This is a genomic window from Dysgonomonas sp., assembly GCF_035323175.1.
Classification (GTDB): domain Bacteria; phylum Bacteroidota; class Bacteroidia; order Bacteroidales; family Dysgonomonadaceae; genus Dysgonomonas.
Genome location: NZ_DAOKYH010000010.1, coordinates 115225 through 141424, shown reverse-complemented (window position 1 = coordinate 141424; position 26200 = coordinate 115225). Strand labels below are relative to the sequence as shown.

The 26200-nt window shown below is 38.6% G+C and carries 22 protein-coding genes; 9 read left to right on the top strand and 13 right to left on the bottom strand.

Features of this window, described 5'->3' with window-relative positions; genetic code table 11:
- The first annotated feature begins 340 nt into the window (after nucleotides 1–340).
- Both PKC55_RS12800 and PKC55_RS12795 read left to right on the top strand, forming a co-directional pair.
- Nucleotides 341–1660, top strand: coding sequence for a TldD/PmbA family protein (locus tag PKC55_RS12800; protein ID WP_291129256.1), 1320 nt, complete (start codon nucleotides 341–343; stop codon nucleotides 1658–1660).
- Between the two features lie 2 nt (nucleotides 1661–1662).
- Nucleotides 1663–3117 (top strand): glycoside hydrolase family 10-like protein, encoded by a 1455-nt coding sequence (locus PKC55_RS12795; RefSeq protein ID WP_291129257.1) that lies wholly within the window; start codon nucleotides 1663–1665, stop codon nucleotides 3115–3117.
- 122 nt (nucleotides 3118–3239) lie between these two features.
- Here PKC55_RS12795 and folK read toward each other — a convergent pair whose 3' ends face one another.
- From folK to PKC55_RS12765, 6 genes are read right to left on the bottom strand one after another with little or no spacing between them, the layout of a single operon-like run.
- A complete protein-coding gene (gene folK, locus PKC55_RS12790) occupies nucleotides 3240–3743 on the bottom strand; it encodes a 2-amino-4-hydroxy-6-hydroxymethyldihydropteridine diphosphokinase (protein ID WP_291027822.1) in 504 nt (167 codons plus the stop codon).
- Nucleotides 3743–4792 (bottom strand): tRNA preQ1(34) S-adenosylmethionine ribosyltransferase-isomerase QueA, encoded by a 1050-nt coding sequence (gene queA, locus PKC55_RS12785; protein WP_283685388.1) that lies wholly within the window; start codon nucleotides 4790–4792, stop codon nucleotides 3743–3745. Before queA ends, folK begins: the two co-directional genes overlap by 1 nt.
- 19 nt (nucleotides 4793–4811) lie before the next feature.
- Nucleotides 4812–5507, bottom strand: coding sequence for a tRNA pseudouridine(55) synthase TruB (truB, locus tag PKC55_RS12780; protein WP_291129260.1), 696 nt, complete (start codon nucleotides 5505–5507; stop codon nucleotides 4812–4814).
- Nucleotides 5507–6376 (bottom strand): undecaprenyl-diphosphate phosphatase, encoded by an 870-nt coding sequence (locus PKC55_RS12775; RefSeq protein ID WP_252637933.1) that lies wholly within the window; start codon nucleotides 6374–6376, stop codon nucleotides 5507–5509. The genes truB and PKC55_RS12775 overlap by 1 nt, the downstream gene beginning before the upstream one ends.
- 25 nt (nucleotides 6377–6401) lie before the next feature.
- On the bottom strand, nucleotides 6402–6659 hold the full coding sequence (locus PKC55_RS12770) for a DUF3098 domain-containing protein (RefSeq protein ID WP_283685391.1): 258 nt from the start codon (nucleotides 6657–6659) through the stop codon (nucleotides 6402–6404).
- 5 nt (nucleotides 6660–6664) lie between these two features.
- On the bottom strand, nucleotides 6665–7558 hold the full coding sequence (locus tag PKC55_RS12765) for a cell division protein FtsX (protein WP_135105563.1): 894 nt from the start codon (nucleotides 7556–7558) through the stop codon (nucleotides 6665–6667).
- A 434-nt stretch (nucleotides 7559–7992) separates the two neighbouring features.
- Between PKC55_RS12765 and PKC55_RS12760 the strand changes: the two genes are divergently transcribed.
- Nucleotides 7993–9069 carry an aldose epimerase family protein gene (locus tag PKC55_RS12760; RefSeq protein ID WP_291129268.1) on the top strand — a complete coding sequence of 359 codons (1077 nt, stop codon included), beginning with the start codon at nucleotides 7993–7995 and terminating at the stop codon, nucleotides 9067–9069.
- Nucleotides 9070–9202: 133 nt separating this feature from the next.
- Nucleotides 9203–9589, top strand: a complete 387-nt coding sequence (locus PKC55_RS12755) for a VOC family protein (RefSeq protein ID WP_291129271.1) — start codon at nucleotides 9203–9205, stop codon at nucleotides 9587–9589.
- 9 nt (nucleotides 9590–9598) lie between these two features.
- On the opposite strand, the gene coaA is transcribed toward PKC55_RS12755, so the two are convergent.
- Nucleotides 9599–10540 carry a type I pantothenate kinase gene (coaA, locus tag PKC55_RS12750; RefSeq protein WP_135105559.1) on the bottom strand — a complete coding sequence of 314 codons (942 nt, stop codon included), beginning with the start codon at nucleotides 10538–10540 and terminating at the stop codon, nucleotides 9599–9601.
- 284 nt (nucleotides 10541–10824) lie between these two features.
- Here coaA and prfB point away from each other — a divergent pair.
- A protein-coding gene (gene prfB, locus PKC55_RS12745; RefSeq protein ID WP_135105557.1) for a peptide chain release factor 2 occupies nucleotides 10825–11938 on the top strand; the annotation gives its coding sequence in 2 pieces (ribosomal slippage) (nucleotides 10825–10887 and nucleotides 10889–11938; 1113 coding nt in all).
- 26 nt (nucleotides 11939–11964) lie between these two features.
- A complete protein-coding gene (locus PKC55_RS12740) occupies nucleotides 11965–14733 on the top strand; it encodes an alpha/beta hydrolase family protein (RefSeq protein WP_291129274.1) in 2769 nt (922 codons plus the stop codon).
- Nucleotides 14734–14783: 50 nt separating this feature from the next.
- On the opposite strand, the gene PKC55_RS12735 is transcribed toward PKC55_RS12740, so the two are convergent.
- Both PKC55_RS12735 and PKC55_RS12730 read right to left on the bottom strand, forming a co-directional pair.
- The gene (locus PKC55_RS12735; protein WP_291129276.1) at nucleotides 14784–16436 is read right to left on the bottom strand and encodes an AMP-binding protein; all 1653 of its coding nucleotides are present in this window, start codon (nucleotides 16434–16436) and stop codon (nucleotides 14784–14786) included.
- A 22-nt stretch (nucleotides 16437–16458) separates the two neighbouring features.
- A complete protein-coding gene (locus tag PKC55_RS12730; RefSeq protein ID WP_291129279.1) occupies nucleotides 16459–17037 on the bottom strand; it encodes a helix-turn-helix domain-containing protein in 579 nt (192 codons plus the stop codon).
- Nucleotides 17038–17366: 329 nt separating this feature from the next.
- Between PKC55_RS12730 and PKC55_RS12725 the strand changes: the two genes are divergently transcribed.
- The 3 genes from PKC55_RS12725 (at nucleotide 17367) to PKC55_RS12715 (ending at nucleotide 22959) form a co-directional block, all read left to right on the top strand.
- The gene (locus PKC55_RS12725) at nucleotides 17367–19091 is read left to right on the top strand and encodes an ABC transporter ATP-binding protein (RefSeq protein WP_291129281.1); all 1725 of its coding nucleotides are present in this window, start codon (nucleotides 17367–17369) and stop codon (nucleotides 19089–19091) included.
- Nucleotides 19092–19095: 4 nt separating this feature from the next.
- Nucleotides 19096–20868 carry an ABC transporter ATP-binding protein gene (locus PKC55_RS12720; protein WP_291129283.1) on the top strand — a complete coding sequence of 591 codons (1773 nt, stop codon included), beginning with the start codon at nucleotides 19096–19098 and terminating at the stop codon, nucleotides 20866–20868.
- Between the two features lie 123 nt (nucleotides 20869–20991).
- Nucleotides 20992–22959 (top strand): KUP/HAK/KT family potassium transporter, encoded by a 1968-nt coding sequence (locus PKC55_RS12715; protein ID WP_135105551.1) that lies wholly within the window; start codon nucleotides 20992–20994, stop codon nucleotides 22957–22959.
- Nucleotides 22960–22961: 2 nt separating this feature from the next.
- On the opposite strand, the gene PKC55_RS12710 is transcribed toward PKC55_RS12715, so the two are convergent.
- The 4 genes from PKC55_RS12710 to PKC55_RS12695 form a co-directional block, all read right to left on the bottom strand.
- Complete coding sequence (locus PKC55_RS12710; RefSeq protein WP_291129286.1) at nucleotides 22962–24029, bottom strand: M20 family metallo-hydrolase; 1068 nt, start codon at nucleotides 24027–24029, stop codon at nucleotides 22962–22964.
- 153 nt (nucleotides 24030–24182) lie between these two features.
- The gene (locus PKC55_RS12705) at nucleotides 24183–24854 is read right to left on the bottom strand and encodes a 2-C-methyl-D-erythritol 4-phosphate cytidylyltransferase (protein WP_291125124.1); all 672 of its coding nucleotides are present in this window, start codon (nucleotides 24852–24854) and stop codon (nucleotides 24183–24185) included.
- The gene (gene xseB / locus PKC55_RS12700; RefSeq protein WP_252637950.1) at nucleotides 24851–25048 is read right to left on the bottom strand and encodes an exodeoxyribonuclease VII small subunit; all 198 of its coding nucleotides are present in this window, start codon (nucleotides 25046–25048) and stop codon (nucleotides 24851–24853) included. The genes PKC55_RS12705 and xseB overlap by 4 nt, the downstream gene beginning before the upstream one ends.
- Nucleotides 25049–25136: 88 nt before the next feature.
- Nucleotides 25137–26189 carry a WG repeat-containing protein gene (locus PKC55_RS12695; RefSeq protein WP_291125121.1) on the bottom strand — a complete coding sequence of 351 codons (1053 nt, stop codon included), beginning with the start codon at nucleotides 26187–26189 and terminating at the stop codon, nucleotides 25137–25139.
- Nucleotides 26190–26200: the final 11 nt, after the last annotated feature.

The following is a 26200-nucleotide window of genomic DNA, read 5'->3' as shown; positions in this document are numbered from 1 at the left end:
CAAATCACAATAAGGATTATTCCGTTGTGAAAACATCAAGAGCGGCACTTCGGTGTCGCTTTTTCTATTATATAAGAGAAAACAATTGTTGTGAGTTTGATATTCTATAATAAATATCCCTCAATCTCTATTTATAAGTACATACTATAAGTCTCCTCTGCAACTTGACTAAGCTTTAAGAAATTAAATCAGAATCTTTTCTCCAGAAACATTGTACAGAGTTTGAATTACAACAGCTTAGTTAGAGAACGTTAATTCGTACAGCTAGAAAGTTTCTATTCTAACTTTTTCTCTTTTTTACACTAAATCTGTGTATTTTTGCATCCACAACAACAAAGATATGATAAGTAAGCAACACAAAGATATTGCCCAATGGTCTATGGAACTGGCTCTGGCTAATGGATGCCAAGGAGCTCGGGTTTCAGTTATCACGGCAAACAACAACTCTTTCGAATATAGAAACACTCAATTAGATAAACTTCACCAAAGCAGTGAAAACAAACTCTATATAGAATTATTTATAGATGGCAGATACGGCTCATTTTCTACAAATCGAATAGAAAAGGCAGGATTAGAGTCTTTTATAAAAGAAGGTATCACGTCTACTAAATATTTATCGGAAGACCCTTTTCGCCAACTGCCCGACAAGCAAAGATATTTCAGAGGAGACGAAACTGATTTAGACCTCTGTGACGGAAGCTTTGAGTCCATTCCAACAAGTGAGAAGTTAAATCTTATAAAGCAGTCTGTAGACGAAATACATGGCAGCGACAATCGTATAATCTCTGTCACCTCGGCATACGATGATGGCGTAGGAGCAGAATATATGATTGCCAGTAATGGATTTGAAGCCGAATGTGTAGACTCAGCGTTCAACCTGATGGTAGAAGTATCGCTGAAAACGGATGGTGACGCTCGTGCCGAATCCTTCTGGTACGACAGTGCTGTATATTGGGAAGATCTGAAAAAAAATGGGATAGCAAAAATTGCATTCAACAGAGCATTACGCAAGATCGGACAACAAAAGATAAAATCAGGCAAGTATGACATGTTGTTAGACAATACTACTTCGTCGCGTATATTATCTCCACTTATCAGTGCAATGTACGGGACAGCACTTCAACAGAAAAATTCTTTCCTATTGAACAAAATGAGAGAAAAGATAACGGCTGACATCTTTACACTTTACGATACACCACATCTAAAACGCTCCTTTGGTGCCCGATGGTTTGATGGTGAAGGCGTAGAGACAAAAGATAGAACGATTATAGAGAAAGGTATTCTGCAAAATTATTTCATAGACACATACAATTCTCTGAAAATGAGAGTAGCCCCTACCATATCTTCCCCGTCTATTCTTCAAATGTCTTTAGGAGAAAGAAACTTCGATGCCATTTTAGCATCTGTACAGAAAGGGATATGGGTCACCAACTTCAACGGCGGTAACAGCAACCCTACTACCGGAGATTTTTCGTTTGGAATAGAGGGCTTTTTGATCGAAAACGGAAAGATTTCAACTCCATTGGGAGAAATGAACATAACCGGAAATATGCTGTCTCTTTGGGATAGTCTTACAGAAGCAGGAAACGATCCCCGTGAGACTTCCTCTTGGCGCATTCCATCGCTTTTATTTAACAATGTAAACTTTAGCGGATTATAAATATGAAACCGTTCCACCTCTTATTTCTACTTTTACTACTTCCTATATATATATTTTCTCAAGCTCCTGCTACCGAAATACGTGCCGTTTGGCTAACAACAAACTGGGGTCTCGACTGGCCTACCCAGCATACCAGCGTCAAGGCTCAGAAAGAACAATTAAAAAAGATTCTGGATAAATTACAGGAAGCGAATTTCAACACAGTACTCTTTCAGGCAAGAGCTCAAGGATATGTTTTTTATCGCTCCAAGATAGAACCTCTCAGCTCATATTTCAATCATGATGACAATTTCGACCCGTTGGCCTTCGCTATAGAAGAATGCCACAAGAGAGGGATGGAATGCCATGCATGGGTTATAGCCTATCCTATGGATAAAGCCACAGTGCGATATACAGGCAAAGGAAGGCGAAGAAAAGCCACAGTAGTACAAAACAAACCTTCATATTACAAAGCTATAGGAGAAAGATGGTATCTCGATCCCGGAATGCCCGAAACACGCAATCTGATAGTATCTATAGTGAAGGAGATCGTTCAGAATTATGATATAGATGGCATTCATTTCGATTATATCCGCTATCCGAGTAACTCCCGCAAATTTCCCGATGACGATACCTACCGAAAATATGGAAACGGGATGAATCTATACGATTGGCGTAGGGAAAATATAAACAAGCTGATCAGTGAAGCATACGATACGGTAAAGTCTCTAAAAAAATGGGTACAAGTGAGCAGCTCTCCTTTAGGAAGATACAAAGTTCTACCGGAGGTTTCACCCAACGATGGCTGGACAGCTTATGAAACAGTGTTTCAGGATGCAGGACATTGGCTGAAAAGCGGAAAACACGACCTACTTTTCCCAATGATGTATTACCGTGATCATTATTTCTATCCGTTCCTTAACGACTGGATTGCAAATAGTAACGGAAGGCTTATTGCTCCGGGACTGGGTGTTTATCAGATGGATGAATTAAAGTGGCCGCTACAAGATATTACGAACCAGATGCAATACATTCGGGATAAAAAGATCCCCGGAGCAGCATATTTTAGAACAGCGAATGTTCTCAGCAATCTGAAAGGGGTTTTAGACTCTATACACACCTACTACCCTACTCCGGCGAAGCTACCGCCGCTGACATGGCTAAACAACATTGCCCCCAATTCCCCAACTGATTTGCAAGTCTTTAAAGACAAAGACAACAAGCTAAACATTAAATGGAATCCGCCAACAGCAGATGGAGATTACACATATACCGTGTATGTATCAGATAAAGAACCAGTAGACACAAATGATGCAGGTAATATATTATCAACAGGTCTACGAACAAATAGCTATGCTTTTACAATCAAAGAGGGCGATTTTGGGTATTATTATACAGTAACAGCTTCAGACAGATACCATAATGAGAGTACGGTTACCTTCCCTGCATTTTTCTCTCATTCAGCAAATGAGCAATAGACAACCATCAAGAAAGTTTTGATTTCAGTCATAATTTATAAGAAAGTCATAAAAAAGAAAATCAGCAGTTTACAATGAAACTGCTGATTTATATATTTTCAATACAATAATACTATCCCTTATTACGCTATGGAAGTCGGTGGCACTATGGCATCCTTTAATTGATTGATTGTCTTATGAAGAATCGGATGCATGTATTCCCCTGCAATCTCAGCTAGAGGAAATAAAACAAAAGACCTTTCGTGAATATGAGGGTGCGGTAATTTCAAATCAGCAGAATCCAGAATTACATCTTCGTATAACAAGACATCAATATCTATAATCCGATCGGTGTATCTTTCTCCCTGAGACTTAACATCTCTTCCCATCTCTTTTTCAATCCATTGAGTAGCCTGTAATACTTCAATAGGAGTAAGTTTAGTCTCCACTCTGCATGCAGCATTCAAGAACTGATTAGCAGACTCAAAGCCGACAGGCTCGGTAATATAAAAAGCGGAAGTGGCGATCACCTCGCCAATCCGCTCTTCTATATAATCTATTGCATTATCCAGATTTTCTCCTCGGTCTCCCAAGTTGGAGCCAAGTCCCAGATAAACATTATGCTTTTTTTCTTTTTCGAGTATCATCAAATGATAAGCATTGCGTCTCCGTAAGTTCCGAATTTATATTTCTCCTTTACAGCGATTTCATATATATCCATTATACGGTCATACCCGCCAAATGCAGCAGTCATCATCAATAATGTAGACTGAGGCAAATGAAAATTAGTAACCATAGAGTCGGCTATACCAAAATCATACGGAGGGAAGATAAACTTATTTGTCCACCCTTCATTTGTTTTCAGGTAACCATCTGTACTCACTATTGTTTCTACAGCTCTCATCACCGAAGTTCCAACAGCACATACTCTACGACCTTCATCTTTTGCTTTGTTGACGATATCTGTCGCTTCCTGAGTAATAAGCAATTGCTCCGAGTCCATTTTATGCTTTGTAAGATCTTCTACGTCAATATCTCTATAATTACCCAAGCCCGAGTGCAAAGTTATATATGCAAAATGAACACCTTTAATTTCTAAGCGTTTCATTAACTCACGGCTAAAGTGAAGTCCGGCAGCAGGAGCTACGACAGCACCTTCGTTTTTAGCGAATATAGTCTGATAGCGATCCTTATCTTCGGGTTCTTCACCTCTGTTCAGGTATTTAGGGATTGGAGTTTCACCAAGAGCATAAAGTGCTTTTCTGAACTCTTCGGATGGACCATCATACAAAAAACGAAGTGTACGTCCACGCGAAGTTGTATTATCTATAACTTCGGCAACCATAGAATCATCGTCACCAAAATACAATTTATTTCCTATACGTATTTTACGAGCAGGATCAACAAGCACATCCCACAAATGGAATTCCTCGTTTAACTCACGCAGCAAGAATACCTCTATTGTAGCTCCGGTCTTCTCCTTATTTCCATATAAACGGGCAGGAAAGACTTTCGTATCGTTGAAAACAAAAACATCTTTATCGTCGAAATAGTCAATAATATCCTTAAAACTTTTGTGTTCAATATCCCCGGTTTTACGGTTGACAACCAACAAGCGTGACTCATCCCTGTTCTTTGACGGATGAGTGGCGATCAATTCCTCTGGAAGATCAAATCTGAATTGAGAAAGTTTCATGTTTCTTTATCTAAATTTATTATTTATCAATAATTAGTGCGTCCACAAATTCTTCTATCTGGCTTCCCTCAATACACTGATCAAGAGTAACCTCTCCTATTCGTGTTCGCTCCAGTGCGGTAAGATGTGCACCTGAGCCTAACGCAACTCCAATATCTCGAGCCAAAGCTCTGATGTATGTACCCTTGCTACATACCACTCTAACTCTTATTTCGGGAAAGGAATAGTCGAGAAGCTCGATTTCGTCTATAACCAACAACTTTGGTTTCAACTCTACATCCTGTCCTTCTCTCGCAAACTCGTATGCCCTTTTTCCATCCACCTTACAGGCAGAATATGTTGGCGGCACTTGCTCTATTTCTCCAATAAAATCTTTAAGTTTAGCCTCAACCAGCTCCTGCGTTATATGTTCTACGGGGAAGACTCCATCTACTGCTGTTTCCAAATCAAATGAAGGAGTTGTTTCTCCAATCTTTATCGTTGCAATATATTCTTTAGTCTGATATTGAAACGATTCTATCAACTTTGTCTTTTTCCCTGTACAAACAATCATAACACCCGTAGCCAATGGGTCTAGAGTGCCGGCATGACCGACTTTTAATTTCTTAATACCCAGCTTGCGGCATAATTTGTTTCTCAATTTGCGCACAAGGGTGAATGATGTCCAATTTAGTGGCTTATTTATATATAAGACCTCTCCTGATATAAAATCCATTATACTGTTAATTCGTGTCCTGCCAGCATAAGGATTAGAATAATTCCTCCAACTACAATTCTATACCAGCCAAAAAGTTTAAATCCATACTTGGTTACAAATCCTATAAAGAATTTAATAGCCAACAGCGCTACGATAAACGCTACTACATTTCCTATTATAAGCACAGTCATATTATCCAATAATATGCTGAAATCAAAATCAAATGCTCCTCCATTGGGTGCTTTTATCAGCTTATACACTTTCCATCCGGTAGCAGCAGCCATTGTAGGCACTGCAAGGAAGAAGGAAAATTCTGCTGCATTTTTTCTACTCAAACCCTGACTCATCCCCCCTACGATGGTAGCCATAGAACGAGACACTCCGGGAATCATAGCTATACACTGAAAAAAACCAATTATAAACGCATTCTTATATGTTATTTCTTGAGAGTCTTCTTTCGGCTTATTAAACCATTTATCTACAAACAGCATCAGAATACCGCCAAGCACCAACATGATAGCTACAACTGTTACACTTTCGAGCAATTCATCTATTTTATCACTAAAGATCAATCCTAAAAAAGCAGCCGGAACAAAACCGATCAACAACTTCCAATAGAACTCTAATTTATAAAACAAATAGCTGAATATATTTTTAAAATCCGCTCTTAATCTATCATTTCTAAAGCGAAAAAAGCGGTTCCAGTATAAAACAATCACAGACAAAATAGCACCAAATTGTATAATAACAGTGAAAGCCTTTACAAATTCACTACTTTCGATTCCTAAAAGGCTTTGAGCAATAATCATATGCCCGGTTGACGATACTGGAAGAAACTCGGTAAGCCCTTCTACAATAGCAATTATAATTGCCTCAAAAATACTCATCGTTATTTATTAGTTTTGTAATTAATCAGTTGTGCTCTTTGTTCTCCTCAGCTAAACTCTTACGACGAGGATACAGTATTCCGACAATCATCAGTAAGAACCCTGCAAGACACACCATTGGAGCCACAACGATTCTCTTGGCACTAAAGATGTCCGGTTCAAACCCGCCTTCGATGCTGGAAGATGGCCCTGTCATCAGGATAAACCCAATTATAATAATTACAACCGACACAGCACAAATGATGTAATTTAGCTTGCCAAAAGCAAAATCTTTCTTATCCATATGTTTTAAACGTGATAAAGTTTATTTGTAGTCATTCTTAAATACCTATTCACCGAAAATGCTGTGGCAAAAGCCGCTATAAGTATGCCAAAGATAAGGACAAGCCCATATACAATCAACAATTCGTACATTTTCACAATAGACAGCATATCAGGAATTATGCTTGTAATATAATATATTACTCCCGTAATAGCTAAATTCGCCAAGATAGCAGCAACAACGCCACTAATTACCATACGCCACATAAAAGGCCATCTGATAAAAGAGTTTGTTGCACCCACCAATCGCATTGTATTTATCAAAAATCTCTTTGAATATATATTCAGCTGAATAATGCTTCGTATCAGCGTAAAGGATATGAGCACAAGTATCACAGCCAGTATAGCCAATATAGTACCAATTAAAGAAAGCTTAGAATTTGCATTTATAATATCACTTTCATTATAAACGATATTATTTACTATCTGAGCTCCTTTCAGATTTTGAACTTTAAGACTTGCTTCTACTTTTTTTATACTGTCTGGATTTACATAGTCAGACTTTATAAACACATCGAAATAGGCATGAGCAGGATTATATCCTAACACCTCTTCCGGATCACGACCAAGATCTTCTACCAGTTGTTTTTTCGCCTCATCTTTGCTGATATACACGACAGACTTAACATACGGATTAGCATTCAAGTTTTTCTGTATCTTCGCGACAGAAGCATCATCTACATTTCCGGCAAGCTCTATCGATATGCCCATATTCTCTTTCAGATACGAACCTATGCCTTTAGCGGTAAATCCTACCAAAAAAGTCAAACCCAAAAGAAAAAGAACAAGAGTTATACTAATCGTAGTAATGACCCCTGTAGTAAATAGTGATATCGTTTTATACTGATGCTTATCAGACATATTGTACAAAGACAAATAAGTAGTATTTAGTGAATGAGTACAAAGCACCCAAATTCGCTGCAAAGAAACAAAATAAATACATCTTATAGTAGTATTTTTATCTTTTTTAATAAATACTTCTTTGCAATTAAAGAATAAACACTATTAAAACTCCATTTGTTTTGGTTTATTGCTTAATTTAAGACTTTGAAACACTTCCATTAGACATTAGACTAAGACTATTCTCAACTCTGATAGCCGTTATCTATAACATAATAAAATCACAAGATTCGCCCAACCGATGACTATACAGGTTCGACATGTAGGTATAGCAATTTTATTTTTTAGATATCGTTAGATTCACATTCAGGGGAAGAAAAATATTTTTTGTTAAAAATAGCCTTATATTTGTGTTTATCATTTATAAAAAAGCTCGTATAACTTAAAAAAATATCATGCAAACAGAATTAACCAAATCAAAATTGAGTCCAACAAACTTCTCCGGGAAAGTAGATGGTAAAGATGTAAAAATGTACGTATTATCCAACAAGAATGGATTGGAAGCAACCGTCATTAATTACGGAGCAAAAATAGTTTCCTTATCCGTACCTGATAAAAACGGCCAACTCACCGATGTCGTTCTCGGACATAATAATCTAAACGAATATCTCAATTCTGAAGAGCCATATTTTGGGGCTGTATGCGGACGAACAGGAAACCGCATTGCCAAAGGAAAATTTACGCTCGATGACATTACATACGAATTGGCAATAAACAATGGACCGAATAACCTACATGGTGGGCTGAAAGGTTTTAATGCTGTAGTATGGGATGCAAAACAAACGGATCATCAAACTCTGGAGCTGACATATCTATCCAAAGACGGAGAAGAGGGATTTCCGGGTAATCTGAATGTAAAAATGATCTATAAATTGACAGATGACAATTCGTTTGATATAGACTACGAAGCCACAACAGACAAGGCAACCATTTTGAATCTTACAAATCATTCATATTTCAATCTTTCGGGCGAGGGAGATCCTACTATAAACGATCACATTCTGGTCATGCATGCTTCTAACTATCTTCCAACCGACGATACTGCTATTCCTTACGGCAAGGCAGAACCTGTAAAAGGAACTCCGTTCGACTTCACTACTCCTCATACCATCGGAGAACGAATTGAAGAAGACTTCGAACAGTTGCATTTCGGGAAAGGCTACGACCATACAATGGTATTAGATAAAAAAGAGGATGAATTGGCCTTAGCAGTAGAATGTTTTTCTCCCAAGTCAGGAATTCAAATGAATATTTCGACTACAGAGCCGGGTGTTCAGATATATACAGGCAACTGGATGACAGGTAATTTTGAAGGAAAACACGGACACCGTTATCCGATGCGTGCAGCGGTATGCTTCGAAACTCAACATTTTCCGGATAGTATCAACAAACCGGAGTATCCGAGTGTAATACTCAGACCCGGAGAAACGTTCAAAAGCAAAACTGTACATCGATTTACAATAAAGAAATAAGATAACCTTTGTCATTCAAGATGGAGCGAAGAATACATCAATAAAAGATAGCCTTTTCGCTCCATTCTTATTCATAAATTAAATAAGATATTATTTGGTGGAACACAAACATATAATTCATTAATTCTGCAACATGAAAACCAAAGCCCCAATCAAAAAAGTAAACATTGTTATCGATTGTGCCGATGCTGGAGTTATGTCCGAGTTTTATAGCAAGATTTTAAACTGGCAGTGCACCCATCCTCATGCAAATGGTTGGGCAGCTATAACATCTCCCTCCGGTATGGTGATAGCTTTTCAGGAAGTAGAAAACTATACTCCTCCTGCCTGGCCTTGGCAAGAAGGAAAACAAGGGCAAATGCTACATTTAGACTTTTATGTGGACAATCTGGAAGAAGCTGTACAATTTGCGATGCAATGTGGAGCAAAACTTGCTAACGAACAATACTACAAAACTTCAAGAACAATGATCGACCCGGAAGGGCATCCCTTCTGTCTCGATACTGATGAACCCGAATAAATCTACTATTTATTTTCTTAACCTTACAAAGTCAACAGAATGACCTTCTCCCTTGTGAAGTATAAGATTGGCTCTTTCCTTTGTCGGTAAAATGTTTTTTCTCAGATTTTTTCGGTTAATCTCTCGCCAAATCGTTTTCGCCGTTTTCATCGCTTCCTTCTCAGATAGCTCCGAAAAGCTCTTGAAATAAGACCGGGGGTTGGTAAACGCGCCCTGTCTGAATTTCATAAAACGGGAAATATACCAATCTTCGAGCAACTGTTCTTCTGCATCCACATAAATAGAAAAGTCAACAAAGTCGGATACAAATATCCTTGGCTTTTCGCTGGGGTAATCCATTCCGCTTTGCAATACATTAAGACCCTCCAGAATCAAGATGTCGGGCTGCTCAACGATATCATATTCGTTAGGGATAATATCGTATACCAAGTGAGAATATCTGGGCACTTCTACCCGATCTTTTCCTGATTTTATATCTGTCACAAATTGAAGAAGACGCTTTATATCGTATGATTGGGGAAATCCTTTTTTCAGCATTATTCCTTTTTCTTCGAGAGTAGCATTCGGATAAAGGAATCCGTCTGTAGTTACCAAAGACACTCTTGTGTTTTCTTTCCATCGGCTAAGCAATGCTTGCAAAACACGAGCAGTAGTACTTTTCCCTACCGACACACTACCTGCAATACCTATTATAAAAGGAATCTTCTGTACTCCTTGATTGAGAAATCGCATCAATACAGACTGACGGCTCACACGTGCATGTACATAATAGCTTAACAGACGCGATAGAGGCAGATAAATATCTTCCACCTCATCTATCGACAATTCGTAGTCAATTCCTTGTAGAGTTAGCAATTCCTCATAGGTGAGAGTCATCGGCTCGGAGTCGCGTAACGCAGCCCACTGTTCGCGAGTGAAAATCATATAAGGGCTAATAGGAAGAGTTGCCATTTGTTTACTTTTGATAACTGATACAAAGGTATGCAAAAGTTGTAAGCCGAATGTTATATGTCGTACATTTTAAGTTTTTCTCTTATAAGCAGAATAGTGTGATACATGAATTACATCATCCTTTAGTAGAAAAGTAAATGAATATATGTCGAATAAAAAAACATCCCGCTCACGTGGTAGCATAGAGTTTGTTTTCTAATTATTTATTTATCAAATTGTCACTTACACGTTTTTTTAATACATTTGCAGCTCTAAAAACATAAAAACAACTAAATATTAATCTTATGATTACTGCAGACCAACTCAAAGAAGTGTTGGAGCGCGAGGACGCGCTGAGGAGGTATCTTTGACGTCGATGCGAAAAAAATACAACTAGAAGAAGAAGAACTAAGAACTCAAGCTCCGGGATTTTGGGATAATGCAAAAACAGCAGAAGCTCAGATGAAAATTATACGTGGGCTGAAAGGCTGGATAGAAGGCTATAATGAAGTAAAGGCCTCAACAGATGAGCTACAGCTTGCATTCGATTTTCAGAAAGAAGGTATTACTACCGAAGAAGAGGTGGACGAAGCATATAAAAATGCTCTAAGCCTTATAGAGAATCTCGAATTGAAAAACATGCTTCGCCGTGAAGAAGACAAACTAGGAGCTGTATTAAAAATAAACAGTGGTGCAGGAGGTACCGAAGGACAAGATTGGGCTTCGATGCTATTTCGCATGTATCAACGTTGGTGTGAAGACAAGAAGTATAAAACGACTATAACCAACTGGCAAGACGGCGATGAGGCCGGTATAAAAACAGCAACCTTGCAGGTAGAAGGAGAATATGCATACGGATACCTCAAGTCCGAAAATGGAGTTCACCGTTTGGTACGAGTATCTCCATTCAATGCACAAGGAAAACGCATGACTTCGTTCGCATCTGTCTTTGTCGTTCCTTTGGTCGACGACACTATAGATATTGACATCAATCTGTCTGACATTACATGGGACACATTCCGTTCGAGTGGAGCAGGAGGACAGAACGTAAATAAAGTGGAGACAGGTGTGCGTCTACACTATAAATACAAAGATCCTGAAACCGGTGAAGAAAAAGAAATCGTCATCGAAAACACAGAAAGCCGCTCTCAGTTTGGAAACAAAGACAATGCGATACGCTTACTGAAATCTCAATTGTATGAATTAGAATTGGAAAGACGTAGCCGCGAACAGTCGAAAGTAGAGGCAGGCAAGAAAAAAATAGAATGGGGTTCTCAGATACGAAGCTATGTTTTTGATGACCGCCGAGTAAAAGATCACCGGACAAATTACCAGACATCAAATGTAAATGCCGTGATGGATGGGGATCTGGATGATTTTATCAAAGAATATTTAATGGAATTCGGCGAAGAAGCCTGATTCTGTTCATTATAAATCTTATAGTTATGACAAGAAAGACATATTTAACATGTGTCTTTCTCTGTATTGCTGTACTATCAGCATTGCAGGGAAATGCACAAAAGAAAGTATTAGATCATACGGTCTACGATTCGTGGAAAAGTATATCGAATATTAGTATTACAAATGACGGTATTTATACGGCGACCGTAGTCAAAGAACAAGAAGGAGATGATTATCTTCTGATTAGTAATCTCAAAACAAAGCAGGAACTGAAAATTCCACGTGCATATACCTACTCGATATCACCAGACCAAAAACACATAATAGCACAGATCAAGGCACCTTATGCAGTAACACGCCAAGCCAAAATAAAGAAAACGGCCGATGAAAAGATGCCAAAAGATTCTTTAGCCCTAATTTCGCTGGACAAACTTATAGTTTCTAAAATTGCGAATGTAAAGAGCTTCAAAATAGGAAAAGACTTTTCCGATTACATTGCTTATACAATAGACGACACATTAAAATCTAAAGATAAAAAAGAGTCTAAAGCTCTCACGCTTGTACTCCGCAATCTTTATACATCGAAAGAAGATACCATAAAAAACACGACGGAATATATTTTTAGCCGGAATGGTAAAAGCTTTGCGACAATATTGAAGCCTTCAGCAAAAGATACGGTTAATAAACCGGGTGTCCTTTTTGTCGACCTGAATAATTTACACAAGGATACGGTTTCTATAAATAAAACAATTTATAAGAACCTTACTTTATCCGAATCGGGTAATAAGCTGGCTTATTTAGCGACATCAGATAGCCTGAAAAAGGAAATTAAAGATTATAGACTTTTCTACTTTGATCCAACTTTAGACTCTGCAAAAATAGTTGCAGATAAGAACACCGCAGGAGTCCCTGAAAAATGGACTGTAAGTGATAATTATACTCCACTGTTCAGTAAGAATGAAAAAAGATTGTTGTTAGGAATAGCTCCTATCATCTTACCAAAAGACACGACTATTCCCGATTTCGAAAAAGCAAAACTTGACATCTGGCACTGGCAAGAACCGCTTATCCAACCTCAGCAGCTTGTACAGTTGGAAAAGAAACAGAAGCAAACATTCCTGTCTTACATTGATTTGGAATCAAACACATTCTATCAATTAGCAACAGAGGAGATACCCGATGTTAGTATTTCTGACGAAAATAACGGGCAATATGCTATCGGAACTTCAGACCTGAAATATCAACTAAAGACTCAATGGGACTATCGAGCAAATCAGGAGAATGACATCTGGCTTTTCGACTTAAACAATCATACAAAAAAGCAGATCAAGACAGGATTACAAGCCAGGCTTATGCTTTCACCTCTAGGCAATGTTCTGGCTTGGTATGATATAAATACCCTTCAGTACTATGCCTATTCGATAAGAGATGGGAAGGAAGTTTGTTTGACAAATCAATTGAATGTGAATTTCTGGGATGAGAAAAACGACATCCCGACAGCTCCTTCTCCATACGGATATGCAGCATGGATGGAGAATGACGCCGCTTTACTTGTTTACGACATGTATGATATCTGGAAATTAGACCCGACAGGAATAAAAACTCCTGAGAATATTACGAAAGGTTTAGGCAGAGAAAGAAAAGTGACATTGCGATATATCAAAACCGATCCCGAAAGCAGGTTTATAAAACCAAACGAAAAACTACTTCTCTCGGCATTTGATAATACAACAAAAGAAAATGGCTTTTATGAATTGGCTAAAAACAATATTAAGCCTCTGACTATTGCAAAATACTCTTATAGCACACCTGTAAAGGCAAAAGATAAAGAAGTATTTGCTTATACGAAAAGTAACTTTAATACCTCACCCGATTTATATTTTACAAGCAATTTATGGAAAACTGAAAGCAAGCTTTCCGATATAAATCCGCAAATGAGAGAATACAACTGGGGAACTGCCGAATTGATGTCATGGACTACATTTGATGGTAAACCAACACAGGGAATAGTATATAAGCCTGAGGATTTCGACCCGAACAAGAAATATCCGGTGATGATTTACTTCTACGAAAAGCATTCGGACGAACTGTATCAGTACTTCCCTCCTGCTCCAAGTCGTTCTATTATCAATATACCGTTTTACTGTAGCAGAGGTTATATTGTTTTTACGCCCGACATACAGTACACAACAGGGCACCCCGGTGAAAGTGCTTACAATTCGATTGTGTCAGGTGCTGAAGAATTAGCAAAAAACACATGGGTAGACAAAGCCAATATGGCTATACAAGGGCAAAGTTGGGGAGGATATCAAACAGCTTATCTTATTACACGCACAAATATGTTTAAAGCTGCCGGTGCGGGTGCTCCCGTATCAAATATGTTTAGTGCATACGGAGGTATACGTTGGGGCAGTGGAATGAGCAGACAGTTTCAGTATGAACAAACACAGTCTCGAATAGGTGCGACGATGTGGGAAGCTCCCGAACTTTATAAAGAAAACTCGCCGATATTCTTTGCGGATAAGGTGCAAACTCCTCTCCTGATTATGCACAATGACAACGATGATGCTGTGCCTTGGTATCAGGGAATAGAGTATTTTATGGCTTTACGGCGTTTGGGGAAACCTGTATGGATGTTACAGTACAACAACGAAGCCCACAATTTGAAAGAACGCAAAAATTCGAAGGATTTAAGTATACGCCTACAACAGTTCTTTGATCATTATCTCAAAGGAGACCCAATGCCTGTATGGATGAAAACGGGTGTTCCGGCTACAGAGAAAGGAAGGACGTATGGATTTGATTTAGAATAAGAGATACTAATATATAAAAAAATAGGCTGAATGATTTCCAGCCTATTTTTTTATATTACATCCACTCCTTGCTCCTTCAGTAAGTTGAGGCCGATATCTTTAAGTTTAAATTTCTGTATTTTTCCGCTCCCTGTTAGAGGAAAAGAGTTTACAAAAAAGATATATTTCGGAATTTTGTGGCGAGCTATTTTTCCTCTACAAAAGGCTTTTACATCTTCAGGCAGGAGATCTGCCCCCTCTTGCAATATAATGAAAGCGCCTACTTCTTCTCCATATTTTTCGGAAGGTATTCCGGCTACTTGAATGTCCTTTATGCCTTGCATGTGATAAAGATATTCTTCTATTTCACGGGGATAAATATTCTCGCCGCCCCGTATTATCATATCTTTAATACGTCCCGTAATGCGATAATATCCATTCTTATCTTTTACCCCCAAATCGCCCGAATGCAACCAACCATCTTTGTCTATTACTTCGTTTGTTGCATCAGCATTCTTATAATAACCTTTCATCACAAGATAACCACGACAGCAGATCTCGCCCTGCTCTTCTATAGCACACTCTTCGCCAGTATCAGGATTTAGAATCTTCACTTCTGTATGTGGGTACTCCCTACCAACAGTCGTACATCGTACTTCAAATGGGTCTTCAGTGGTAGAGTGCGTCATTCCAGGAGAAGATTCTGTCAACCCGTAGACACTTGTAATATGTGTTACATGAAGCTTTTCTGTTACTTGGCGCATTAGCTCTATAGGACAAAGCGCCCCTGCCATAATTCCTGTTCGCAGAGAACTGACATCAAACAAATTGAACATCGGATGATTCAGCTCTGCAATAAACATTGTCGGCACACCGTACAAAGCCGTACATCGTTCTTTATGTATAGATGCCAACACCACTAACGGATCGAAACGTTCAACCATCACCTGAGTAGAACCATGAGTTAGACAATTCATCGTTGCCAAAACAATACCAAAACAATGGAACAGAGGCACGCATACACATAATTTATCATCTGCTGTAAATTGCATAGCCTCGCCTGTAAAGAAGCCATTATTTACAATGTTATAATGAGTAAGCATCACTCCCTTAGGGAATCCGGTAGTACCTGATGTATATTGCATATTCACTACATCGTGGCAATTTACGGTACGCTTCGTTTTATTTAAGACATCACACGACACATTTTTACCTAACAATAATATCTCAGCTGTATTATACATTCCTCTGAACTTTTCCTGCCCGATAAAAACGACATTCTTCAATTTAGGGAAACGCTCTACATTGAGGTAGCCTCGCTGAGTAGTTTTTAACTCGGGAGCCATTTCATAAACCATATCAATGTAGCTCCCATCGAAAACACCTTCGGTAATGCAAAGAGTATCTATATCTGCATTATCGACAATATATTCTAATTCGTGCTGCTTATAATTGGTATTGATCGTCACCAAAACCGCTCCAATCTTGGCTCCTGCATACAAAAAAGTCAACCAGTCGGGAACGTTTGTAGCCCATATACCGACATGAGAACCGGGCTTAACGCCTATAGCCAAAAGTCCTTTAGCCATATTATTTACCCGCTCGTCAAACTCTTTCCATGTGAAACGAAGATCTCTATCTGAATATACTATATATTCTTTTTCGGGAGTTTTTTCTGCCCAATATTCGAGCCATTCTCCTATTGTTCTTTCCGATAGTTGCATTTCATGATTTTTGAAGGTATTATCATAAAGGAGTATAAATCACCGCTAAAATCTTAGCTCCACTTTCACCTCCGGCATGTACATGGTGGGATACGATAGAATCATAATAAATGCTATCCCCTTCTTCAAGCCAATATACATCAGTGCCATAGTTTATCTCAACAACACCTTCGAGACAATAAATAAATTCTTCACCTTCATGCGTGGAAAGAATAAAATCAACACCCTTTTTTATTGGCTCAATCTGTATAACAAATGGCTCCATGTGTCGTCCCGATTTTGTAGAAGACAGAGAGTAGTAATCCATGTGTTTAACAGAGGAAGTATCTTTTGTAGAAAAGCTTATACTCTTGTTGTATTGTTCTTTGCGAGATATTACGGGACCAGTCTCATCCACGTCATCAAGAAAAGTACCCAATCTTACACCTAATACACGGGCTATCTTTATCAGCGGAGCCAAAGAAGGAATTCCTCCTGTCTCTTCTATTGTAACAACTTGCTTCTCGTCTAAGCCCGAACGCTCTATCATATCAGCAAGAGATATTGATTTCGATTCGCGGATTTCACGAATCCTCTCCCCGATGCGTTTATTCGTTTTCATGAATAGATAGTATGTTTATTATTTATTTTTAGTGTGATATACAAAAATATGATATTTCTTTAATTAGTATGACTAATAGTCAAGAGGATATTAAAAAACCCTATCATAAATATATTTTTTTAACACAATTATTTCTCAAACAAGAAATCCAAGAAAGAGTACAACAATCTATATATCAGATATATAACAAATAGCATAAATTTTATTCAATATAACATATAAGAGATTCTTCGAATCTAAATAAGTTTAAGAAGTTATTCCTATTTTTGCCATGCGAATAAATAATTGTAATTATTGAACAATATCTGTCCTTAACAGATTATACATATATGAAAATATATTGGCAGATACTTAAAAAATACAAAACAAGCCTGATTATAAGCCCGGTTCTTGTATTGATCACCGTATTGTGTGAAACAATACAGCCTTGGTTTATGGCTAACATTGTAGATGATGGGGTTGTGCACCGTAACCTATCCGTTATCACAGAGATTGGAGCATACATGGTGGGAATATCCATCCTGGGGCTTATTGTAAGCATCATTAATGTATATGTATCTTCACAAGCATCCATCGGATTTGGGACTGACCTTAGAAGCAAATTATTTTCGAAAATACAGCAGCTTTCTTTTACCGAAATCGACAGATTTAATTCCGCTTCATTAATCACCCGCCTAACAAACGATATCAGTCATATACAGCAAGTTGTATTAATGAGTATGCGCTTACTTTTACGCTCACCATTAATGTTAGTTATGTCTTTTTTCTTTGTTATAAAAATAAATACCGATCTTGCTTTTATCATGTTGGGGGTTGTACCTATACTTAGTATTAGCATCTTCCTCATCATGTATAAAGGGCTTCCACTCTTTATGAAAGTACAACAAAAGATTGACCAACTCAATGCCATGGTAAGAGAGAACCTGATCAACATCCGTGTCGTTAAATCATTTGTAAGAGAAGATTTTGAAACTAAGAAATTTGAGAAAAGAAGTGAAGATCTGCAAAACATGGTAGTGAATGCATCCAATGTTATTATAGCAATATTTCCTGTCATGCAACTTATAATGAATATATCTGTTATCGTAGTCCTTTGGGTAGGTGGAGCAAAAGCGATAGAGGGCAATCTTAAAGTGGGAGAGCTTATTTCTTTTGTCAATTACATGACGCAAATACTTATGGCTTTGATGTTCCTCTCAATGGTGATTGTAAATATAGCGAGAGCTTCGGCCTCATCAGAGCGTATACTCGAAGTTATAAAAACAGAACCATCACTGACGAATACAGAAGAAGGTTTATCAAACAAGCATAAAATTACAAAAGGAGAAGTTATTTTCAGGAATGTCTTTTTCCGATATAATGGCGGTGAAAACGATGTATTGAAAGATATTAATTTCCAAATAAAACAAGGTGAAACAATCGCTGTAGTAGGAGCGACAGGCTCAGCTAAAAGTTCTATGCTTCAGCTCATCCCTCGATTATACGATGTTACGGCAGGAGAGATTCTCATAGATGGAGTTAATGTAAAGGATTATAATCTGGAAGAATTGCATGCCGAAATAGGAATGGTACTGCAAAAAAATGAACTCTTTACCGGAACAATTATAGATAATCTCCGTTGGGGACGACCCGATGCAACAATAGAGGAAATAGAAGAAGCGGCAAAAGCAGCTCAAGCACACGATTTCATCGTATCTTTTACAGATGGGTATAACACTCTTCTCGGACGAGGAGGTATTAATGTATCAGGAGGACAGAAGCAACGGATTTGTATTGCACGGGCACTATTACGTAAGCCCAAAATCCTTATCCTGGATGATAGCACAAGTGCTGTGGACACGGAAACCGAACAGAAAATAAGATATAATCTTAACAATCTCTTAAAAGATACAACTGTCTTTATTATAACACAACGTATCAATACAATGCAATCAGCCGATAGAGTGATAGTACTGGAGGATGGAGAGATAGACGTTATTGGTAAACCTGATGAACTAATAGAAAAGTCGAAGTTGTATCAGGAGATATACAACTCTCAACAAATAGTCTACTGAACATATGGCACACGGAGATCCCTATAAACAGAGCGGCAAGCCGATAGAAGCTAAGAAAACCTTCTTCAGGATAATGACATATCTTGCTAAGGATAAAAAACTCTTGATCGTTATCGGTTCCCTTATCATTATAAGCATTGGGTGCAACCTTGTTGGTTCATATATGATACGCCCTATCATCAACAATTATATCATTCCGGGCAACTATGAAGGACTTCTACATATACTCATTATTCTCGGAGTTATATATCTGATAGGTGTAGCCGCTGTGTATATACAATACAGGCTGTTAAATAGAATAGGTCAACGTGCAGTAACCCGTATGCGTACAGATCTGTTCAAGAAGATGGAAAAGCTGCCTATCAAGTATTTCGACACGCATCAGCATGGCGACATCATGAGCCGATATACAAATGACATAGATCAGGTGAGCAATGCTCTTACAGATGGCTTATCGGATATGCTGACCAGCTCGCTGATGCTGATAGGGATATTCACACTTATGATTTATATAAGCCCTATACTAACTTTAGCTACCCTGATTACCATCCCTCTCATGTTCCTTAGTGCCAAAACGATTGTAACTCGAAGTAAGAAATACTTCAAAGCACAACAAGATACACTGGGAGACACAAACGGGTATATAGAAGAAATGATTAGCGGGCAAAAAGTTATAAAAGTATTCGGTTATGAGAAAAAGGTGGAACAAGACTTCGAACAACTGAATCAAAAGCTAAATGAGAAATCAAAAAAAGCACAATTTTACTCGGGGATGATGATGCCTGTGATGCAGAACCTTAATACTTTAAACTTTGTAGTTGTTACCATAGTGGGCGGGCTACTTGCTATATTCAGAGGATTTGATGTCGGTGGATTGGCTGCATTCCTTCAATATTCCCGTCAGTTTGGTCGCCCTATAAATGAGCTTGCCGGCCTTTATAATAGCATACAAGCGGCAATGGCAGGAGCAGAACGTATCTTTCAGGTAATAGATGAGGCTCCCGAACAAAAAGACGCTCAGGATGCAATAAGCCTCAATGATGTGAAAGGTGATCTGGAAATGAAAGATGTCTATTTCGGATACAAACAAGACAAGCTAATCCTGAAAGGGGTATCACTGCATGCAACACCCGGAACGAAAATAGCCCTAGTGGGAGAAACAGGCGCAGGAAAGACAACTATATTAAATATGCTTCCTCGCTTCTTCGACATTAAATCGGGAGAAATAACAATAGATGGAATATCAATACATAATATAAAAAGAGAAAACCTTAGACAGTCGATGGCTATCGTACTACAAGATACCCATTTATTTACAGGAACGGTATGTGAAAACATCCGCTTTGGACGACCGGAAGCGACAGATGAAGAAGTAATACAAGCAGCAAAACTAACAGCGGCTCATTCGTTCATCAAGCGTCTACCAAAAGGATATCACACTATGCTGGAGAATGATGGCGCAAATCTCAGTCAGGGGCAGCGACAATTGTTGAATATAGCACGAGCAGCTATTGCTGACCCTCCTATCCTTTTACTCGACGAGGCTACCAGCAACATAGATACCCGAAGCGAACTGCTTATACAAAAAGGACTTGACAAACTAATGGAAGGCCGTACGAGCATTATCATAGCACACAGACTTTCTACAGTGCGTAATGCAGACAGAATACTCGTGCTCGATGATGGTCAGATAATAGAACAGGGGACACATACAGAGCTCCTTAACCTCAAAGGGAAGTATTACAGTCTGTATCAGGAACAGTTTGAGGAATTTTAGTCGAGTTGTGCTAAAAAGCCATATAATAATCAGATAGAAACCAAAAGGAGTAAAATTAACAATATATCTTATTCTCATATTTAAATAATCTTGTACTTTTAGCCCAATTTTCGAATTAGAATAATGAAAGAGAATCACAAAGTTCCGTTTAGCGCATTAGGTGTCGTTTTAGCAATAGGTATCGTATTTGGAGATATTGGTACATCGCCTTTATATGTGATGAGAGCCATCTTGAACACCTTACCTGCCGGGCAACACAGCCATGCGGAATATATTCTCGGTGCTATATCTTGTGTGATATGGACTTTGACAATTCAAACCACTCTGAAATATGTCATCATCACCCTTCGTGCCGATAATAAAGGTGAAGGTGGTATTCTTTCTTTATATGCCCTTATCCGCCAAAAATACCGTTGGGCTTATATCCTCGCAGGTATAGGTGCAGCTACATTGCTTGCCGATGGTATTATAACTCCTGCCATGACCGTTATGTCTGCCGTAGAAGGTCTTCAACCTATAGCTCCGCACATACCGGTTATACCTATTACAGTAGCTATAGTACTCATCTTGTTTCTGGTACAACCCTTCGGAACTGGCTCTTTGGGTAGATACTTTGGGCCACTGATGATCATCTGGTTCACTATGATGGCCGTAATGGGTTTAAGTCAGGTCGTGCACGACCTAACTGTATTCAGAGCTTTTAATCCCATGTATGCCATTCATTTTCTGATAGAAGTACCACAGGCTATGATTATACTCGGTGCTATCTTTCTATGTACAACAGGGGCAGAAGCCTTGTATTCAGACTTAGGGCATTGTGGATTAAAGAATATACGCATTTCGTGGATCTATGTCAAAGCAGCTCTTATACTCAACTATTTAGGACAGGCAGCATGGATTATCAACAGCGGACATGTAACCCCTGATGTAAATCCCTTCTTCTCTATGATGCCCGAGTGGTTCAGACTCACAGGTGTAATAATGGCTACCGTAGCGGCAATTATTGCCAGCCAGGCGTTGATAAGTGGATCTTTCACCGTCATCAGTGAGGCTATATCACTGAACATCTGGCCGAATGTAAAAATACAATACCCTACTAACATCAAAGGACAATTATACATCCCATCCATCAACTATATGATGATGGTACTTTGTCTTATCATCATACTCACAATGCAATCTTCGATGAAGCTGGAAGCGGCCTATGGTCTTGCTATCACCCTCAGCATGTTGATGACCAGCGCCTTGCTATTTCTTTATTTTATGAAAAAGAAGAGGCCATTGTGGTTTACTATCCCACTCACTCTATTCTTCGTTATCATAGAACTCAGCTTCTTCTTTGCAAATATGCAAAAGTTTGCACACGGAGGATTTATCCCTATCATTATTGCAGGAGTACTACTACTTCTGATGTATTCATGGTATAACGGGCGCCGTATTAAACGTCACTATACAGTTTATGATCAGGTAGATGAGCATTACGTGAGCCAATTATTAAAGATAAGTGACGACACAACCATACCTAAAGCAGCTACCCATCTGGTGTATATAGTGAAGGCCAATAATAAGAACTTTTTGGAGAGCAAGATTGCCTACTCCCTATTTAAGCGAACACCTAAAAGAGCTGACACATACTGGTTTGTAAGAATAAAAAGAACGGATGAGCCTTATGAATTCAGTTACGAAACAACAATATATGCCCCTAAGAAAATTTTCCGTGTGAATATCCGTGCAGGGTTTAAACTAGGAATACACACAGACAAATATGTAAACCTAATAACCAATGAGTTGGAACGACTAGGACTTGTAGATTTAACGTCTCGATACCCATCTATGCAAGATGCAAAAGAGAAACGAGGAGACTTTAAGTTTATGATCGTAGACCGCATATTCCGCAATGTACACATGAACCCTTCAAGACAGATTATCTTAGGATGCTACAACCTTGTAAAGAGATTAACAACTTCAGACACACAGATGTATGATATAGATCCATCTCTTGCTGTTGTTGAGACAGTACCTTTAAGGCAAGTAGACCATACCGAGGAGCAACTGAAAGACCTGCTGAACCAAGCAAATGAAGCGGAATAGAGTTAAATCCGAAGTCCGTCAAGCAGTTTCACATAAAGCTCTATAGCCTCCCTTATTTCACTCAAATGGATATATTCGTTTGCTGTATGCGAGCGGGCTGAGTCTCCGGGTCCCATCTTCAAAGTAGGGAAAGGCATAAATGTTTGATCAGACAAAGTAGGCGATCCATAAGGAGTTTTTCCAATGATAATAGCACGTTGAACAAATGGATTTTCGAGAGAAATTCTCGATGAATTCAGGCGAAAAGACCGGGGTTTTACCTCACAGTCTGTATGCTTATCTATAATATGATAGAGCTCTTCGTTGCTATACAACTCGTTGCTTCTTACATCTACAACAAAGTCACACTTGTCGGGGACTACATTATGCTGTGTTCCTGCACTCACCATACTTACTGTCATCTTTACAGGCCCAAGCAAATCGCTTGTTTGCGGGAACTCGTACGTCCGAAACCATTCGATATCTTTAATTGCCTTATAAATGGCATTTTCTCCTTCGTTACGGGCTGCATGTCCCGCTTTTCCGTATGATGTACAATCAAGGACTAAGAGACCTTTCTCTGCAATAGCAGGATTCATCTGGGTAGGTTCACCCACAATACCAAACGCAATCTGGGGAAGTTCGGGAACAACAGCCTCCGCTCCGCCATTGCCGGAAACTTCTTCCTCGCACGACGCTAAGAAAATCAGGTTATAATCTTGTTTCTTTTGAGTCAACATAAAGAAAGCATGCAACAAGCACACCAAGCTGGCTCCCGCATCGTTACTTCCCAATCCATAGAGTGTGTCACCATCTTCTTCGGGAAAGAAAGGATCTTTTGTCCAGCCGGATACAGGACGAACGGTATCCATGTGCGAATTGAGCAGGATAGTAGGTTTTGAAGAGTCAAAATCCTTACTCCGAATCCAAAGATTATTTCCCTTTCTATCGGGAGTAAATCCCATCTTACGCATGCACGAAATTATTACTTCTGCTACATTATGCTCCTCTCTACTGAAAGACGGAGTACTTATCATTTCCTTCAATAGGTCGACTGCATTGTAGTATAAAGCATCAATATCCTGTTCCATAGATTTTATTTTTTAGTGAAAAGGTGACAAAAGTGACACTTTTTCTACTGTTTTGAGTTGTTACTTTTTTCTATTATTGAAGCGCATCAAGCACTTATATTAGATAATTATTTTAAGTATTTATTATAGCTATTGCAACAAAGTATACACACTTTATTCTTTATCACGTATAATTAGCTCGCCGATCTTTAAATCCAACGGCGTAGTGATCTTTATATTAGTTACCTCTCCTTTTACAAGATGCACATTTACGCCCATAGCTTCTACAACCGAAGCATCATCGGTAAATGTTTCTTTGAAATCCGTCTGATAGGTTTTTTTGAGAAGATTCACATCGAAGACCTGAGGCGTTTGTACCAACCGTATTTTAGACCGATCAACAATTCGGCTTTTATCCTCATCAACAACTTCCCTGAGACTATCAGTAGAGTCTATAACAGGTATAACGGCAGGGAATTCTCTCGCAGCATCAAAACACCGCTTTATCATTTCCACCGAGCCAAAAGGGCGAACCCCGTCTTGCACGCCAACCAACCCGTCAGTCACAAGGGCCAACCCGTTTTTTACTGAATGGAAACGAGTTTCTCCTCCATTGGCAATTAAATGTTCTATCGAAAAGTTATATTCTTCACACAAGCTTTTCCAATAGTCCTGATGAGAGACAGGCAACACCAAAATAATATTTATATCCTGATCAAACCTATAAAAAGCCTCTATTGTACGCATAAGTACAGGTTTACCGCCGATAGGAATAAACTGTTTCGGCAAATCATTCCCCATGCGCAGCCCTTTTCCTCCGGCTACTATAATGACATTTTTTTTCATTCTATTTCGTCCAGAATCTTTTGTATTTCTACATTCGTCTTTTGCAGTTTATCTTTACAAAACTTAATAAGGGTTGCCGCTTTTTTTACTTTTTCGAGAAGGATATCTACATCCAAATCGTCATTTTCGATACTGCCCATAATATCCTGTAATTCCTGCATTGCTTCTCCGTATGTTTGCTCTTTCTTTGCCATAATTCATTATTAGTTACAAGAACAAATTATAATTATTTCTATCATTTATTACCAACCGAACACAATTGTTCTTTTTATTCCAATTCTATTAACTGGCGATTGCTTTAATCAGCATATATATAACCGTAGCAACAGCCAAAGTAAGTATTGCAAACTTTAGTTTTTCAAGAAGGGTATAACTTCTCTTGAGTGCAATATTTACCTCTCCAAACTTATCTATAAAATAGGCATTTCGCCCCTTCTCCATAATTAACGCTAATCCATCGGAAAAAGAATATACTCTCTCATAAATAAGGGACACAACTACTTTATTTTCCTTGTCTATAAATCCCCATTTACCACCCATCTTTGCAGCAGCCAAGCCCTCTGAAAAAGTAGATAAATCTTCATATATAAAAGGAATGATTTCCTCTCCTCTTTCATCAATAAAGCCGTATCTACCGTTTAAATTGACATAAGCCAATCCCTCTGAATATTCGGAAGCAATATCGTCATATATAAAAGAGACTATTTCATTACCAACCTTGTCGATCACCCCCCACTTCTTATCTTTAGCGATACAAATCAGACTACCTTTACATTTTACACCTTCCGAGCGATCATATATAAAGGGAATAACTTCATTGCCCAAAGCATCGATGAATCCACACTTATCATCTTTACAAACACAAATAAGTCCTTCACTAAACTCGAATATATCATCATAGGCAAATGGCACAACTTCGTTACCCTGCTTGTCAATTATTCCGGCTTTACCATCCTTAAAAACACCACAGAGGCCTTCCGAAAAGCAGTTTATCCGATCGTAAAGATAAGGGATTGCCAATATCCCCTTTTTATCGATAAATCCCCACTTACCATCCTTGCATACCCCGGCTAATCCATTCGAAAAAACATCAGCATCTTCATACTCTATTGGAATAACCTCGTTACCGGCTTTATCAAGATATCCGCATTTTCCATTCTTTTGCACCATTACCAAGCCTTCGGAATAACTGAAAGCCATTTCATAGATACAAGGAACAACCAATTCTCCGAACTTATTAATAAACCCCGTCCCCGACTTTCGTATAATGTGCGCCATCCCCTCTTGAAAACTAAAGGCATAGGAAAAGGGTATCGGATTATTATTTACACTCATCTTTTGTTATA